Origin of the sequence: Streptomyces sp. SJL17-4 (genome assembly GCF_036826855.1) — a bacterium.
In the GTDB taxonomy this organism is placed as follows: domain Bacteria; phylum Actinomycetota; class Actinomycetes; order Streptomycetales; family Streptomycetaceae; genus Streptomyces.
The window spans coordinates 8,120,237-8,135,253 of the sequence record NZ_CP104578.1 but is presented as its reverse complement, the minus strand read 5'-3'; the positions used below and the strand labels follow the sequence as shown (position 1 = coordinate 8,135,253).

Annotated in this window: 15 protein-coding genes and 2 pseudogenes; 3 read left to right on the top strand and 14 right to left on the bottom strand. The window is 70.1% G+C overall.

The annotated features are described in order from the left end of the window. Window positions 1-204: 204 nt before the first annotated feature. From N5875_RS36505 to N5875_RS36490, 4 genes and pseudogenes are all read right to left on the bottom strand, one after another. Window positions 205-672, bottom strand: a complete 468-nt coding sequence (locus tag N5875_RS36505; RefSeq protein WP_338498637.1) for a MarR family transcriptional regulator — start codon at window positions 670-672, stop codon at window positions 205-207. Window positions 673-731: 59 nt separating this feature from the next. Beyond that, window positions 732-2,042 (bottom strand): SgcJ/EcaC family oxidoreductase, encoded by a 1,311-nt coding sequence (locus N5875_RS36500; RefSeq protein WP_338498634.1) that lies wholly within the window; start codon window positions 2,040-2,042, stop codon window positions 732-734. A gap of 137 nt (window positions 2,043-2,179) precedes the next feature. Then, entirely contained in the window at window positions 2,180-2,737 is a 558-nt protein-coding gene (locus tag N5875_RS36495; RefSeq protein WP_338498631.1) for a hemerythrin domain-containing protein, read from the bottom strand. Continuing rightward, window positions 2,733-3,443, bottom strand: a pseudogene (locus N5875_RS36490) (LysR family transcriptional regulator); the annotation flags it as partial. The pseudogene N5875_RS36490 and the gene N5875_RS36495, both read right to left, overlap by 5 nt. Window positions 3,444-3,502: 59 nt before the next feature. Here N5875_RS36490 and N5875_RS36485 point away from each other — a divergent pair. Together N5875_RS36485 and N5875_RS36480 are read left to right on the top strand one after the other, a co-directional pair. Then, window positions 3,503-3,631 carry a hypothetical protein gene (locus tag N5875_RS36485; protein ID WP_318211720.1) on the top strand — a complete coding sequence of 43 codons (129 nt, stop codon included), beginning with the start codon at window positions 3,503-3,505 and terminating at the stop codon, window positions 3,629-3,631. Between the two features lie 145 nt (window positions 3,632-3,776). Then, window positions 3,777-4,028 (top strand): annotated as a pseudogene (locus N5875_RS36480) (transposase); the annotation flags it as partial. 109 nt (window positions 4,029-4,137) lie between these two features. Here N5875_RS36480 and N5875_RS36475 read toward each other — a convergent pair. From N5875_RS36475 to N5875_RS36455, 5 genes are all read right to left on the bottom strand, one after another. Beyond that, window positions 4,138-4,569, bottom strand: a complete 432-nt coding sequence (locus N5875_RS36475; RefSeq protein ID WP_318211719.1) for a VOC family protein — start codon at window positions 4,567-4,569, stop codon at window positions 4,138-4,140. Between the two features lie 233 nt (window positions 4,570-4,802). Further along, on the bottom strand, window positions 4,803-6,017 hold the full coding sequence (locus tag N5875_RS36470) for a glycosyltransferase (protein ID WP_338498629.1): 1,215 nt from the start codon (window positions 6,015-6,017) through the stop codon (window positions 4,803-4,805). After that, a complete protein-coding gene (locus N5875_RS36465) occupies window positions 6,014-6,814 on the bottom strand; it encodes a MerR family transcriptional regulator (protein WP_318211717.1) in 801 nt (266 codons plus the stop codon). The genes N5875_RS36470 and N5875_RS36465 overlap by 4 nt, the downstream gene beginning before the upstream one ends. 105 nt (window positions 6,815-6,919) lie before the next feature. Next, on the bottom strand, window positions 6,920-7,273 hold the full coding sequence (locus N5875_RS36460; RefSeq protein WP_318211716.1) for a hypothetical protein: 354 nt from the start codon (window positions 7,271-7,273) through the stop codon (window positions 6,920-6,922). Between the two features lie 294 nt (window positions 7,274-7,567). Further along, window positions 7,568-7,888 carry a hypothetical protein gene (locus tag N5875_RS36455; RefSeq protein WP_338498626.1) on the bottom strand — a complete coding sequence of 107 codons (321 nt, stop codon included), beginning with the start codon at window positions 7,886-7,888 and terminating at the stop codon, window positions 7,568-7,570. 249 nt (window positions 7,889-8,137) lie between these two features. On the opposite strand from N5875_RS36455, the gene N5875_RS36450 reads away from it, so the two are divergent. Next, window positions 8,138-9,487 carry a PQQ-binding-like beta-propeller repeat protein gene (locus N5875_RS36450; RefSeq protein WP_338498624.1) on the top strand — a complete coding sequence of 450 codons (1,350 nt, stop codon included), beginning with the start codon at window positions 8,138-8,140 and terminating at the stop codon, window positions 9,485-9,487. A gap of 379 nt (window positions 9,488-9,866) precedes the next feature. Here N5875_RS36450 and N5875_RS36445 read toward each other — a convergent pair whose 3' ends face one another. Genes N5875_RS36445 through N5875_RS36425 form a run of 5 tightly spaced genes read right to left on the bottom strand, consistent with a single transcriptional unit; the run spans window position 9,867 to window position 15,010 of the window. Then, window positions 9,867-11,339: a non-reducing end alpha-L-arabinofuranosidase family hydrolase gene (locus tag N5875_RS36445; RefSeq protein ID WP_338498622.1), complete on the bottom strand. Its 1,473-nt coding sequence runs from the start codon at window positions 11,337-11,339 to the stop codon at window positions 9,867-9,869. Then, window positions 11,339-12,055: a cupin domain-containing protein gene (locus tag N5875_RS36440; protein WP_318211859.1), complete on the bottom strand. Its 717-nt coding sequence runs from the start codon at window positions 12,053-12,055 to the stop codon at window positions 11,339-11,341. The genes N5875_RS36445 and N5875_RS36440 overlap by 1 nt, the downstream gene beginning before the upstream one ends. Beyond that, complete coding sequence (locus N5875_RS36435; RefSeq protein ID WP_338498619.1) at window positions 12,052-12,912, bottom strand: PmoA family protein; 861 nt, start codon at window positions 12,910-12,912, stop codon at window positions 12,052-12,054. Before N5875_RS36435 ends, N5875_RS36440 begins: the two co-directional genes overlap by 4 nt. Further along, entirely contained in the window at window positions 12,909-13,955 is a 1,047-nt protein-coding gene (locus tag N5875_RS36430) for a Gfo/Idh/MocA family oxidoreductase (protein WP_318211711.1), read from the bottom strand. Before N5875_RS36430 ends, N5875_RS36435 begins: the two co-directional genes overlap by 4 nt. Further along, on the bottom strand, window positions 13,952-15,010 hold the full coding sequence (locus tag N5875_RS36425) for an endo-1,4-beta-xylanase (RefSeq protein ID WP_338498617.1): 1,059 nt from the start codon (window positions 15,008-15,010) through the stop codon (window positions 13,952-13,954). Before N5875_RS36425 ends, N5875_RS36430 begins: the two co-directional genes overlap by 4 nt. Between the last annotated feature and the right edge of the window lie 7 nt (window positions 15,011-15,017).

Sequence of the window (15,017 nt, the reverse complement as noted above, 5' to 3'; positions counted from 1 at the left end):
AAGAATGCGCGACCCCGCTGTCGCCACAGGGCCACGGCCGATGGCGTACCGGCCAGGAGTGCGGACCACGCGGACGCCGTAGGCACGGTCGAGCCGCGCGGGCCGAGCGGGCCCAGGCCGATCAGCTCCGGCCGGGTGGGCCGGGCTGACCGACCGCGCCCCGTGCCGACTCGCCAAAGGGGGGCGTCCAGGCCCGGCGGCCTGTCAGGGGGCCGTCGCGCCCGCGTTGCGGATCAGCTGACCGAGCACCTTCAGCGCGACGACGTAGTCCGCGTCGTCGATGCCCTCATGGAGGGCGGCGCGGATCGCGGGCGCATCGCGTGCAAGGTCCACCCGGGCCTGTTCCCCCTCCCCCGTGAGCCACAACCGGCCCTCGGCGTCCCGCCTCAGCCATCCGCGTTCCTCGAGCGCCGCGGATTCTGCCGCCAGGTCGTCCTCGGGCCGGATGTACGACTTCATCGCCTCCCGCAGCTCGGCCACGGTCATCCCCTCGCCATCGGGCGAGATGTCGTTCACCGACAGGTTGCGCAGCAGCCAGAACTGGGGCTGGGTGTAGCCCTTCTCGAGCTGCCGGGCGCGGGTGAACGCGATCAGCGCCTCGTAGGCGACACCGGTCCAGTACGCGGCGGGCTGTCGGGCGAGTTCCTCATCGGACATCGGCTGGGTCGTCATGGAGTGTTCTCCCTTGCTGCTTCGAGCGAGAATCTTGTATGACAAACCGTGCAGGGCCGTCAGTCGGCCACGATGGTGTTCTGGGCGGCGCCGATGCGCCAGGTGCCGTCTTCCTTGACCAGGAGGTAGAAGGGGCGGCCCTCAGGACGGTCGGTGATCCGGGTGCCGTCGTGCTGGACGGGCTGCTGGCGGACGTTCACCGCGGCGACGTCGGGCCGCAGGAACAGCACGCGCTCGACGTCGTAGACGGCGGTGGACTCGGCCGCCGCACCAGGGAGCACCTTCCGGGTGAAGCTCGCGATCTCCTCGAAGCCCGACAGCCGCTTGCCGTGGCCGGTGGTCCACACCGGGTCCTGCCGGCGGAAGACGCTCAGGAACCGGTCGACCAGCTCGTTCTGCTGGGCGTGCTCGACCTCGGCCACGAGGCGGCGGATCGCGGCCACCTCGGCGTCGGTCCCCGGGCCGTCCGGGGCGCCGAACACCTCGACCGGCCGGTACGAGCCCGACTCCAGATCGGCCACCGCGCGCGGCCGGCTGGGCTGCCAGCCGAGGGCGGTACGGGCGGCGGCGCCACTGACGCTCTGGTCGAGGGCGAGCGCTTCGGCGAAGAGCGGGCCGAAGACCTCGGCGGCCTGCTCCACCGGCACCGCGTGCGGGGCGGCGAGCACTCCGGCCGCGCGGCCCGCGGCCCGGGCGAGGTCACGGACCGCGACGGCGGGCTCGCCGACGCCGTGCCAGAGGGTGCCGGCCTGGGCCCGCTCAACGGCGGCCACGAACAGCTCGGCCAGGTCGTCCACGTGCACGGTCGGCCAGCGCACCCCCTGATCGCCGTAGTACTCGGGCGCCCCCTGCAGGCGGGCCCGGTCGACGAGGATGGCGGGGATGCCGCCGCCGCGGCCGTACACGATGCCGGGCCGGACCACGACCGCGCGCACGCCCTCGGCGGCCTCGGCCAGCACCCGCTCCTCGATCCGGGGGCGGTAGCCGACGATGTCGATCGGGTTGACCGTGGCCTGCTCGTCGACCTCCTGGGCCCCACCGGTGGCGCCCAGCACCCAGACGCCGCTGGTGTAGACGAAGGGCCGGCCGGTGCCGCGCAGCGGAGCGGCGAGCGCCTCGATGACGGCGGTGTCGACGGCGGCGTCACCGCTCGGGGGAGCCAGGTGGATCACCGCCTCGATGTCGGGGGTCACCGCACCGGCCAGCGAGGCCGGGTCGGCGGTGTCGCCGACCAGCTGGGCGTGCCAGCCCCGGCCGGGCTGCTGCTCGGCGCCACGCGTGAGCGCGACAACCTGGTGGCCGGCCGCGGCGAGATGGTCGGTGACGGCGGAGCCGATGTAGCCGGTGGCACCGGTGAGCAGAACCTTCATGACGTTCCCGTCTTGAGAAACGAGACGTTTCATCTCGTTCGATGGAATGGGGACTTGCTTCGAAACCGCGCAGTGCGCGCGGTGTCTCGTCGGAGACCTCGCCGAGAACAGCGGAGAACTCTCGACGGAGACAGGACTTAGGGCCGGCCGGTGACGGTCAGAGCGCCTCGACCACCCCATCGGTCGAGCACCGCGTAGGCGGGCCGCCACAGGTGCGCGTACGTGTGGTGCGCGGACTCGGGCAGGAGCTGCCTCAGAATGACGGCCGCGGTCCGCTCGGCGACGCCGTCGAGAAGCCATGGCAGGATCCGTGCCACGTCGGCCTCGATGCGCCGGGCGTGGACGCTCCCGAAGTGTTCCCACTGCTCCTCGCCAAGGATGGTCTGGACCAGAGGGAGGATGGCTTCCTCCTCGTGGCGGAGGTGTCCGCGTAGACCGGTGACCAGCGAGCCGGTGAGCTCACCGAACAGGTCGAGCGCGGCATCGGGGTCGGCCAGCGTCCGGTCGATCGCCACGAGCAGCAGAGCGAGCGCGGCGCGCTCGGCCTCGAGCACCTCCAGCCGTGCCAGGGGGAAGGGGCGGCCGTCCAGGGCCTGGCACAGGGAGGGCCACAGCGCGTCGTCCTCGGCGCCGTGGTGGGCGTGCAGAGCCCCCCGGAACAGCTCCCAGCCCGCCGCGGTGCGCAGGACGTTCACTCATGCCGACCTGATTGATGAGCTCCTCCGCGTTGGTGACGGGGCGTCGCCCGCGCTCGATCGGCCGGCCCTGGAAAGTCTGGAAGGGCAGGTAGCTGTCCTCCCAGTAATCCGGAAATGCGGGTGCCATGGCGTGCTGGAAGTCGGCGAACATCTCCAGTCGCACCGACGTTCGCTCCGCGAGCTCATGGTCAGTGGCCACGGCGAGGACTCGGGGGTCCGTGCACAGGATCGGACCGACTGTGAGGTCCGGTTCCTCCACGGGCAGCCAGGCCACAAGGACGTCCATGTCGTTGTCACGGAGGCGGCCGAACGGTTCGACGTACTCCAGCTGGCGAATCTCCAGCTCCCACTGCGGATACCGTGAGCGGAAGGCCCTCCAGTAGTGGTGCAGGTCGACGACGTTGAACGGCATCATGCCGACCCGGAGCCTGCCGGTGACCCCGCGGGCGGCCAACCGGGCGCGTTCCAGGGACTCGTGCAGGCCCGCGTAGACCGGCTGCAGGTCGTCGCGCAGCTGGCGTCCGACGCTGGTCAGGCGCACGGTGCGGCTGGTGCGCTCGAACAGCGCGGCGCCGATCCGCCGTTCCTGCTTTCGGACGGCCTGGCTGACCCGTGCCTGGGAGACCCGGAGCCGCTCGGCGCTCCGACCGAAGTGCAATTCCTCGGCCAGGACCAGAAAGATCTCGATGTCCCGCAGTTCCATCACACCCCCGTGTGTCCTTCTCCGCCGACAACCCAGAGGCTGTCGAGCAGCAGAAGTGTATGTTGATCACAGTTCCGCGTGCAGGAGCGCTGCCGGGAGCGGGCGTGCCGGACGGCGAACTCCTGCCCCGAGAGCGCGCCCACGAGGGGATCGAGTACGGGCGGCTCGCCGAAGTGCCGGCACACTGAGCCGCCGCAGGACGGCGATCTCGTCACGTCAGACCACCCGTGTTCCCCTCATGCCGGCCGCGCGTATGGATGACCAGTCAGACCGCCGGACACGGCGTCAGCCGGTTGCGACCCTCGGTAGCCTGCACATCGTCCTGCAGGCCGGCTCGGCCCGCTCATCGCATTCCAGCCTCGGCGCCGGTTCGCCAAGGACACCGTGCTGGTGGTCGACGGCACCCTGGTGCCTACCCGGGACCACAGCATCGCTCAACAGTCAAGGAACTACCGGTACGCCACCAACCGCCAAGTCGTCATTGACGCGGATACCCGCCTGGTCGTTGTGGTCGGTGAGCCTTTGCCCGGCAATCGCAACGACTGCCGGGCAGGGGGGGAGTCCGGCGCGAAGGCCGCCGTGGGCACGGCATCGCCCGACTGCACAACCTCGCTCTCACGGGACAGCTTCTGCCGCATACGAGACCTGAGAGGTTCCCGGGAGACGGCTCCCCCCTCGCGGTCTCGGAGGAGAATCAGGCGAGGCAGAACTCGTTGCCCTCGATGTCCTGCATCGTGATGCACGACTCGTTGACGCCATCGGCGCGCTGCGTCAGCACGTGTTTCGCGCCGAGCGCCATCAGCCGTGCGCATTCGGCCTCGAGTGTGGCCAGGCGCTCGTCACCCACGAGCCCTGTGCCGACCCGCACATCAAGATGCACCCGGTTCTTGACGACCTTGCCTTCGGGAACTCGCTGGAAGAGCACGCGCGGGCCCGCACCCGAGGGATCAGTGCACGCGAAGTAGACCTCGTCCTCTGGCGGCAGCGAGTGGTGGTACTCCTCCCACGTGGCAAAGCCCTCCGGGACTGCCGGTACGACGTACCCCAGCACCTCGCACCAGAAGGCGGCGAGGCGCGCAGGTTCCGCGCAGTCGAAGGTCACTTGGAACTGCTTGATCGTTGACATCGGCGCACGATAACAGGGGCCCTGCTCATCTCCCCAGGCGGGTGGATCCACACGTTGCCGGAAGGACGGCCCCTGCCATCCGCTGCTGTGTCGTGCGGTCACAGGGGTGAACCGAGGTCGGCGCCCCTTCCAAAGGGCGGGACCCAGGATCCGATCTCAGCCGACCACTCGTGCCAAAGATCAGTTACGGACAGCCCTTGGGTGTCAATTGGCTCCATCGGAACGGACTGGCGTCAGCCATCGGCCAGCTGCTGGATGGTCTTGAGCGTCTGGCCTGCTCCGTTCTCGGTCACGAGATGTTTCGCCGCTCTTGCGGCGGCTCGGCTGTGCGCCTGCTGCTTCACCACTTGCTCAAGCGAGTCGGCAAGCCGTTCGACGGTGAGGGACCGGAAGGGGATCGGGTCGGTGGCGGCGCCGAGGGCGGCGAGTCGTCCCGCCCAGAACGGCTGGTCCGCGGTCACCGGCACGGTGACCGCAGGCACTCCGGCGCGCAGCGCGGCGGCCGATGTGCCGGCTCCGCCATGGTGGACCACCGCAGCCAGCCGTGGAAACAGCAGGGCGTGCGGCACGTCCCCGATGGTGAGCACGTCGTCCCCTTCGGCGGCGAGCCCGGCGCTGCCGGCTTGGAGGATCCCCCGCAGCCCGGCGCGGCGCAGGGCTCGCACAGCGATCTCGCTCAGCCGTTCCCCGTCGCCGGACGCCATGCTCCCGAAGCCGATGAGGACGGGCCGGGGTCCGGCACACAGGAAGTCCTCAAGTTCAGAAGGCAGCCGTTCGGTCGCATCGTGATGGGGCCACCAGTTGCCTACGACCTCCAGGCCGGAGCGCCAGTCGGAGGGGCGGGGCACCAGGGCCGTACTGAAGCCGTGCAGAACAGGCCAATTCGCCTGTTCCCGGCGTCGGCGCATCTCGGCAGGGGAGGCCGGGGGCAGCTCAAGGCGGTGGCGCAGTTCTGCGACCGCCTGTTCGTAGACGCGGTCGGCCATCCGCAGTGCGAAGCGTCCGGTTGCCCGGTTGGCGAGACGTCCCAGCGAGCGCGGGCCTGTCACGACGGGCGGGAAATCGCCGGTCGGTGCGGTGGGCTGGAGGTACACGCCGAGGCTCGGTATGCCCGTGGCCTCGGTGAGGTGCCAGCCGAGCGGGGCCGTGGTGGTCGACAGCAGGAGCAGGTCCGTGTCATCGCCCACCGCGTCGACGAAGCCCCGACCCAGTTCGGTGATGAACGCGGAAGCGGTCCGCATCAGTTCGCGTGTGCCTGTGCCGTTGTCACGCACCCGCGTGTCGGCGGGCAGAGACCGGAACTCCAGCCCTGCGTCGCGTACGAGGGGCGCGAAGGTGTCTGTGGCGGCGAGGGCGACGTCGTACCCGGCCCGGCGCAGTTCAGCACCCAGGCCCGTGTAGGGCGCGACGTCGCCGCGCGATCCGGCCGCGGCGATCAGGATCCTCATTGGTCCTCCTCGAGATCGGTACCGATACCTGCGTGGCGGGCCGCATTGGCGTGGACCGCCTCGCACGTATAGGCGGCCAGGCCCGGTCGTTGCTGCGAGGGCGGTACGACCAGCGCGAAGGCGCGCGGGTCGGTGACGAAGTCGTCCGCGATGCGTCGGTGCATGTCGGGCGGGCAGGTGGTGAACCAGCGTGAGATGTGCAGGCGGTGTTCCTCGGCGAGGTCCATGGCCCGCGCGCCGCCGCTCGGCTCCCCCTCGTCGAAGACCGCGAGCAGCTCCGCGCGCCAGGCAGCGGCTTCGCCCATGAGCCGGCGCCAATCCTCCTGGGTGTGGGCGGCCGCGCGTGCCATCGCCTCGCGCCGTCCCTCCGAGTGCGCCCACTTCAGCTCTGCCTCGGTGGCGTAACTCAGGTCGAAAGTGATCTCGCCGAAGACCTCGAAGCGTTCTCGCGGAGTCAGGGACACCCCGGTCTTCTGGACCTCTATCGCCCGTTCCGCCACCTCGGCCAGCCGCTGCAGCCTGGCGATCTCCTCACTCAGCTGCCGCTGCCGGGCCCGGAGCCGCTTCAGAGGGCTCACCTGTGGATCCTTGAGGATCGCGGTGATCTCGTCGAGGGGGAAGCCGAGTTCACGGTAGAAGAGGATCTGCTGGAGACGGACCAGGTCAGCCTCACTGTAGAGCCGGTATCCGGCGTGGCTGCGGTCACTGGGCGAAAGCAGTCCCGCCTTGTCGTAGTGATGCAGTGTCCGCACCGTCACCCCGGCGAAGGCCGAGACCTGCCCCACGGAGTAGCTCATCCACCTGCCCTTTCGTCGGCCTACAGCCTCAAGCCTGACGTAAGGGGAGGGTCAACTCGCGCTCGAAGCGGGGCAACCCAGGACAACGGCTGGTCGTCACCGGCGTCATTGCCTCCCCATGTCGCCTGAGCGTCCGGGCAGATCGGCGACCGTTCGGCCGAGTCCGGCCGGCAGGCCGTCGGCACCCGCCGAAGGCTGCTGCTGACGCCCCCACGCCGACCCCATCAGGAGATGCCATGCACGCCGGTCCAGAGCGACACGAACCCCCGCCGGGCGGCATGACGAGCAGAAGACCCGAGCAATCGCACGCTGCGACCGGGTGCCGGCCGAACCGGCCCACCGGCGCTGGTCATCCACGGTCTCGACGACGTCGTCGCCGCGCCGAGCGGCTCGACCGACATCCACAACAGCCTCGCCGTGCCCGACGAGCTGCTGGTGCAGGTGCAGTGCGGCAGCCACCTCCTTCACCTCGGCGGCTGCGACGGCCCCCGCTGCACCCCGGAGACGGGCACGCCGTACGGCAGCCGCCCCGGCCGCGCCTGGGGCGGCCCCCACGCGACGTACCAGGCAGCACTGATCGAGTGGATCACGAGGGGGACCTTCGACCGCGCCGCGAGCGGGCACTTCGTCGGCGAAGAAAAGTGGCGTGGCACGACCGGCCGTCACCAAGAGCGTCACCAGGCGCTGGCCTCCCCCGCCCGGAGACCTTGGAGTCCACCTGGCCGGCGAGTGCGGCGAGCGCCGGTCGTCGTTTCACCTCACCAGGAACTTCACCGAACCGAAGTGATCGGGGCCCCTCTGGCCCGGCTCGTAAAAGGCCACGATCGCACCGTCGTTGCAGTCCGTGCCCCTGTACAGAACGGCAAGGCGGTCGGTGTTGTTGGCCGGCTGGGAGGACGGTCCTTGCATGTTGTAGCAATGACCGTCCTCGGGGTCGTTCAGCTCGAATCCCGGCCACCACCCGTCCACGTGATACGCGAAGACCCCGCGCCCCGCCTGAGCCGGCGTCGCGAACACGGTGGACAGGGCCGCGGCAGCGACGGCGACCACCAGCGCCTTTCGGATGTTCTTCATGAAATCGCTCCCTCAGGTGACGTCTTTACGGCGGCCCAGTGTGTCCGCCCGGATACGTCGGCAGGACGCCCGTCACCCGAATGGCCGTGGAGGAAACGATCCCCCGCCACCCGTCGGAGCTATCCCTCGCCCCGTAAACCCCGCCCCTGTGACGCTCGTTCCGACGCCGGCCCCGTGTGAGCGAGGGCCGGAGCATGATCGCAGTATGGTTGTCCGTTGATCAGTCAAGAGGGAAGACGGGCAAGGAACTTGAATCGCAAACGAACGACGGTGGCGCTCGGTCTGGTGCTGTCCGCGGGTCTCGTGACCGGGTGCTCCGGAGGCGCGGGCCCCGAGGCCAAGCCCGGCGGCGGGGAGACGGCGAAGGCCACGGAGTCCGCGTCCGCGGCGCCCAAGAGCCCGGTCTACCAGGGCAAGCCGGTGCCGGGGCTGGCCGCGAAGCCGGCCTGGAGCGCCGAGGAGGGGAACTGCGCGAGCAAGGCGTACGAGCCGGACACGGGGCGGCTCGACGTATGCACGGTCGGGGACGCCGTCATCGTCACCGACTCCAACGACAGGCAGTCGGACGTGAGCACCTTCACCGCCCGGCTCCTCGACGCCAAGAGCGGTGAACTGCGCAAGAAGTTCGAGTTCACCGTCCCCAAGCAGGACGGATCCTCCCCGCCGACGTTTGCCCGGGCTCAGGTGGCCGAGTGGCGGGACGGTTCGCCGGCCCTGCTGGTCCGCAACCGGGTCGACACCCCGGCGAGCGGCCTGAAGAAGGCCACGACCCAGACCGTGCTGACCATGTACGCCCCGTCCGGCGAGAAGCTGGGAAGCTCCTCCTTCGACGGGGACACCCACATGATCACCCCGGTCCGGTACGGCTACCTCGAGGAGGCCGGCCTGTCCCAAGGCTCCACGTTCACCCCGATCGGTGACGGAGAGCCGCAGACCAGCGAGACCACGCACATCGACCTGGAGAGGAGGGTCGGCTCCGGCACCGGCTACTTCTCGCAGGAGGACATCTCCTTCCAGCCCTCCGCCCGGTGGATAACCGCCAAGGACGTCGTCACGGGCAGGAAGGCGTGGAGCACCAAGGACCTCGCGCCGCCGGCCGCCATCGCCAAGCTCGTCACCGCGGACAAGGCGACCACCGCGCGGCTGATGCCGTTCCAGGGTGACAAGGTGCTCCTCGGTTGGTCCTCGTACGGAGACTCCGAGGAGGTCATGACGCTGGTCGACGTCAAGAGCGGCCGCCGGCTCGCCGAGGGGCCGGCCATCGAGACCAACGGCACCATCGAGGACGACGGCCTCGCCATCTCCCCGGACGGCAAGACCGCCGTGGTGCAGTACGGCGAGGGCGCGGTCGCCTGGAACACCGAGACCGGCAAGGAGCTGTGGCGCCAGGCCGAGGACGAGGTGACGATCAGGCCGAACGCCCTCCCGGGCAACGGCGTCCTCTACGCGTACCTGGACGGCACCGGAGCCGCGCTCGACGCCCGCGACAAGAAGCTGCTGACCTCCGGGATCGAGGAGATGCCGCAGTTCACGACGAACGGGTACGCCACCGTTCGCACCGCCGAGGGCATCTTCGTCTTCGCCACCCAGCCCGTCTGACGGGCGCCCCGCCTCCGGTTCAGGGGTCGCCGGAGGGTCCTTGGAGCCGGGGCGGGCACGGTCGACGGGCGACGCTGCCCCGGAGCAGCCGGTGGCAGTACGGCCCCTGGCGACGAGGCGTGGGCGGCAGGAGGTGTCGGGCTGCCTGGGCGGCCGCCCGACTGAATCCCGCCGATGACGCAGCGGCGGCGAGGCTGTCGACATCGCCCGTCGGCCAGGACGGAACCGCAGCCGCCCACGAGGCGGGCGCCCAGGCATTCTGGCCCCTCCTGGCCGCGACCGGTGTGTGGCTGCGTTCCTCGGGGGCGTCTCCGCGCGGCATCCGTGCCGCCCGGCTCCGACCGGTTGCCCGGTGCGGAGCCGGAGCGGTGTCACGTCGTCAGCGCCGCAGTGTCAGCAGACCCGGCCGGTAGGGCCACTGGCCGTAGTCGCCGCCGGAGCCGGGGGCGCGTCCCTGGTAGAGGAACTGCAGGTTGCAGGGATCGACGGTGAAGGTCTGATCGGCGCTGGTGCGGATCAGTTCGCCGTGGCTGATGTCGTCGGTCCAGGTGGCGCCGCTGTTGGCCTTGCCGGCGAAGGGGTTGCTCTCGGTCGCGGCCTGGGGCGTCCATGAGCCGTTCAGGCTGGTGGCCGTGAACGAGCGGAAGTAGCGCCCGTTCGCACCCTTGGCCTCGACGATCATGAGGTACTGCTGTCGGCCCTGGACCTTGTAGACCTGGGGGGCCTCGAACAGGTTGGCCTCCGTGTCGCTCATGACCGTCGTGTACGACGAGCCGAAGCTGCCCGGGAAGTTCCCGATCGGCATGCTCGCCCGGTAGATCCTGCCGTTGTCACCGGCGAAGAACAGGTACATGTTCTGGTCGTCGGCGATCAGGGTCTGGTCGATCGGGCCGGTGGGGGAGCCGGTGATGCTGCCGGTGAACAGCGGCTGCGGCGCGGACCAGCCGTTGGGGTTGGTGGGGTCGTTCGACGTGCGGTAGATGAAGGGCCACTGGCCCCACTGGTAGGCGAGCACCCAGATGTTCTTCGGCGCGAAGAAGAAGAGCGTGGGCGCGACGACGGAGTTCGACATGGTGTTCTGGCCGGCCGAGGCCATGTCGGACCAGTTGGTGAAGGGGGTGAAATTCATCGAACCCCAGCCCACTCCCGTTCCCGCGGCGCCGTGCGTCGTCGCGTAGACGAGGTGCTTGCCGTTGTAGGGGGCGACGGTGAAGTCCTTGAGGGAGGCCCATCCCGCCTTGGGCTGTGCCAGCGCGCCCGTCGACGACCAGCGGTACGTCGCCGGAAGGGCACACGTGCCGGGGGTGCCGCCGCCGACCTTGACGAGCTGCCACTGCTGGTTGGCACCGCCCCAGTCGTCGTACTGGATGATGTTCGCGGCGTCGGCCGTGGAAGCGCCCTGCACTTCGAGGGCCTTGCCGCTGTGGCGCGCGATGAGCCGCACGTGACCGTCGGGGCTGTCGGCGAGCCGCCACTGCTGGTTGGGGCCGTTCAGGTCGGTCCACTGGACGATCGCGCCGCCGTTGGCGGTGGAGCTGTTGTGGACGTCCAGCACCTTGCCGGAGTGGCGGGACTTGATGCGGTAGTAGCCACCGCCGGAGTCGACGAACTGCCACTGCTGCTGGTTCTGGTCGTTCCTGGTCCACTGGGTGATGCGGGCGCCGTCGCCGGTCGCCAGGTTGTAGACGTCGAGGGCCTTGCCGCTGTTGCGGTTGACCAGTACGTAGGAGGCGTTGGTGTCGACGGTCGCCGCGGCGGCGGGCGGGGCACTGAGGAGGGAGGCGCCGAGCAGCAAGGACGACAGGACCGCGAGTACGAGACTCAGGACCAGGGGTGGATGGCGAAACCGCATCAGAAGAGCTCCTTCAGGGGATGGAGGTGAGGTGACGGGTGGTCGGGGACGGTATAGGTGTGAAGGCGGCCGCACATGCCGAAGACCTGGTGCTCCGGGCGCTCAAGGCGTGACACCTCGCCGTGGCCGAGGTGCGAGAGGTCTCCGGCCTTCAGCCGTTCCAGCTGACGGCCGGTCGCGACGGCCGCGGCCATCGGGCCGTCACGCCAGCGGATCCGCCAGGCGTCCAGGAGCTCGCTCTTCAGGCGGAGGGCCGCGGTGTGGAACTCCGGGAGCCCACCTTCGCGCAGGGCGAGGAACCCCTCCAGTGCGAGGTCGCGGCGGCGGCGCGCCGCCGTGGAATGGTCGCCGGTCAGGGCGGCCGCCTTCCGGTAGGAGTGGGGGTCGGCGAGGACCGGGGCGGGGAAGGTGAAGACGGCGTCGCCCGCCTCGGGCAGTCCGCTGTTCTGCATGAGCACCACGAGGCGCAGGCCGCCGGCGTTGACGAGGCGGTGGATCGTGCCCGGGGTGAACCAGACGACGTCGCCCGGGTGCAGCGGGGTGTCGGCGAAACCGGAGGCGGTGAGGGTCTGGACGCTGCCCGCGCCATCGATGACGACGTAGGCCTCGGAGCAGACGAGGTGCATGTGGGGTGTGCCGCCGCACAGCCCGTCGGCGGCCTCCCAGTCGTACACGGTCAGCCCGGAGATCCCCACGCCGCCGGGGAACGGGGTCACCACGGGTGTTCCTCTACGTGGCGGGCCAGCCGCGCGGGGGTCCAGGCTCCGTCGGCGACGACGATCCGGTAGCGGCGCGACAGGGTGTCGCCCGGGGCCAGCGGCAGTTCCTTGTCGAACGCCAGGGAGGGGTTGACGGCGGGGATGGGCTCGTTGCGGACGAACCACTGGCAGGGGGCTTCCGGATCGTCCAGGAACAGGAGCGTGGACGAACGGTCGACCTCGTCGTGCGTGCCGACGAAGGCCAGCCAGTCGCCCTGCTCCCCCATCGCTGGGCCGATCACGTCGCCGCCGATGAAGTCGCGTGGGCCGCGCCAGAAGAGGCCGGAGTATCCGGCGAGCTCTCTGCCCTGGGTGCCCGGACTGCCGAACCGCAGGGCGGTGTCGTGGACGTTGGTCAGCGCGGTGGTGACCTCAAGGGTCCAGGAGTCGGGCTCGACGTCGCGTGCGGTCAGCGTGCGGCGCTCGTCGATCCAGTGCTCTCCGGCCATCGTGTGCCAGGCCAGGTCCTCGGTGATGACGGCGCGGTCGTGGTCGGTTCCGGCGGATACGGCGAGGCTGCGCATCGTGCCGAGGTTCGGCAGGTCCACGTAGCCCTGGCCGCGCAGGAAGGTTCCGCCGCCCCAGAAGTTCTGCCCCGAGACCCACGACGCCGTGATCTGGACGCCTTTGTGCCAGCGGTGGTCGTGCGGCCGGTACCCGGTGATCACGTCGCCGGCGAGCGTACGGATCGGATGCAGGTAGGGCTTCGGCGCCTCGAAGGGGTCCATGACCGGCCGGTGCACGTACCGGAAGAGGTCGACGCCGCGGGTCCGGACGGTCAACGAGTCCTCGTTCTCGAGGAGTTCGAAGGTCATCGGAACACCCCCGGGCGCCCCCCGTTGAGCGAGTCGTAGAACGGGTCGGCGGCGTCGATCTCCCCGCGCCGGACCGGCAGTCCGGTGATCGCGGCCTTGTACAGGGCGGTCACCAGTTCCATGGTGGATCTCCCGAGGTCGGGCCGGGCCCCCACTTCGTAGCCGTTCAGGAAGGCGTCGAGCTGGGCGGTGTGCGAGCTCGGCAGGTCGTCCGGCGGGTCCCAGGTGACTCCGGGCGACCCGGTGGTGACCGTCCAGTCCGCGTTGGAGTAGCCGTACAGATGGCGCAGCTCGACCGTGGCCTCGCTGAAGTCGAACCGCAGGTAGCTCTCCTCGCGCGGGGAGAGGACGCTGTTGACGACCGTCGCGATGGCTCCGTTCTCGAACCGGACCAGAGCCGTGGACACGTCCTCGGTCTGGACGTCGCGCTCCAGCCGGCCGGCCATCGCGCGTACCTCGGCCCAGTCGCCGAGCACCGCGAGCATCAGGTCCATCTGGTGAATGCCGTGGCCCAGCGTCGGGCCGCCTCCCTCGCTCTCCCAGGTGCCGCGCCAGGGCACGTCGTAGTACGCGTCGTCGCGGTACCACGCCGTGACGCACTGCGCGACCAGCGGGCGGCCCAGCGTCCCGGCCGCGATCCTTTCGCGCAGGTAGCGGGCGCCGGAGCCGTACCGGTGCTGGAACACCGCGCCGGCGACGGCGGTCCCTTCGGCGGCGCGGATCCGGTCGATCTCGCCGAGCGACAGCGCCACCGGCTTCTCGCACCACACCCACGCCCCCGACTCCAGGCAGGCCACGGCCTGGTCGGCGTGGAGGAACGGCGGCGTGCACAGGTGCACGAGGTCCGGCCGCTGCTCGTCGAGCATCGTGTGCAGGTCGGTGTGGACCGCGGGGATGCCGTGTTCCGCCGCGAACGCCTCCGCGCGCGCGGCGTCCACGTCGACGGCTGCCACGATCTCGGCCCGGTGCGCCTGGGCCCGGAGGGCGGGAACGTGGCAGATGCCCGCGATCCCGCCGGTTCCGACGATCGCCGTCCTGATCATCCGCCCAGCACCGCCTTGATCGCGTGGTACGCGGGCTTGGGCCGCAGGTTCTCGTCGTAGGGCAGCGCCGCGCCCTCACCGGGGAAGACGGAGGGGATCCACGAGTACTTGTCCGTGTAGTCCCAGATGGTGATGCCGACGCACTTCTCGACCGCCAGACAGGCCTTGGTGTAGTCGGCGTACCAGGTGGCCTGGGTGGCGAGCTGTTCCGGGGTCGCGGGGAGGTTCATCCGGATGTCGAGTTCGGTGACCGCGACGTCGACCCCGAGGTCGGCGAAGCGCTGCATGTTCTGCCGGACGTCGGCGGGGAAGCCGTACTGGAGTGCCAGATGGCCCTGGATGCCGAAGCCCTCCACCGGGACGCCGTCGGCCTTCAGCTGCTTGATCAGGGTGTAGTAGGCGTCGCTCTTGGGGCCGATGCCGTCGACGTTGTAGTCGTTGAGGTACAGCTTGGTGTGGTGGTCGGCCTCGTGGGCCCAGCGCAGGGCGTCGGCGATGTAGCCGGGGCCGAGCGTCTTGTAGAAGAGCGACTCGCGGTAGGTACCGTCCTCGTTGAAGGCCTCGTTGACGACGTCCCAGTGGATCACCTGGCCCTTGTAGTGCCGGACCACTGTCTGGATGTGGTTCTTGAGAATCGCGCGGAGCTCGTCGGCGGTCCAGGTGCCCTCGGTGAGCCAGGCGGGGAGCTGCTGGTGCCAGAGGAGGGTGTGGCCGCGGACCTTCATCCGGTTGGCCTTGGCGAAGGCGACGACCTCGTCGCCGGCGGTGAAGTCGAAGACGCCGCGCTCGGGCTCGGTGGCGTACCACTTCATGGCGTTGCCGGGGGTGGTCTGCCCGAACTCGCTGCCGAGGAGCTTCAGGTAGGCGGCGTCGGTGAACTCGGGGTTGTCGGTGGCGGAGCCGAAGTACTTGTGGTGCTTCTTGGCCAGTTGGGCGAGCGTCCTGGGCTGGGGGTCGGCCGCCGCGGGGGCGGCGGCGACGCCGGCGGCGAGGCAGGCCGCGGCGGTCAGGGTGGCGAGCATCCGGGACGCGGTGACGATCCGGGACGTGGACATGGCGGAC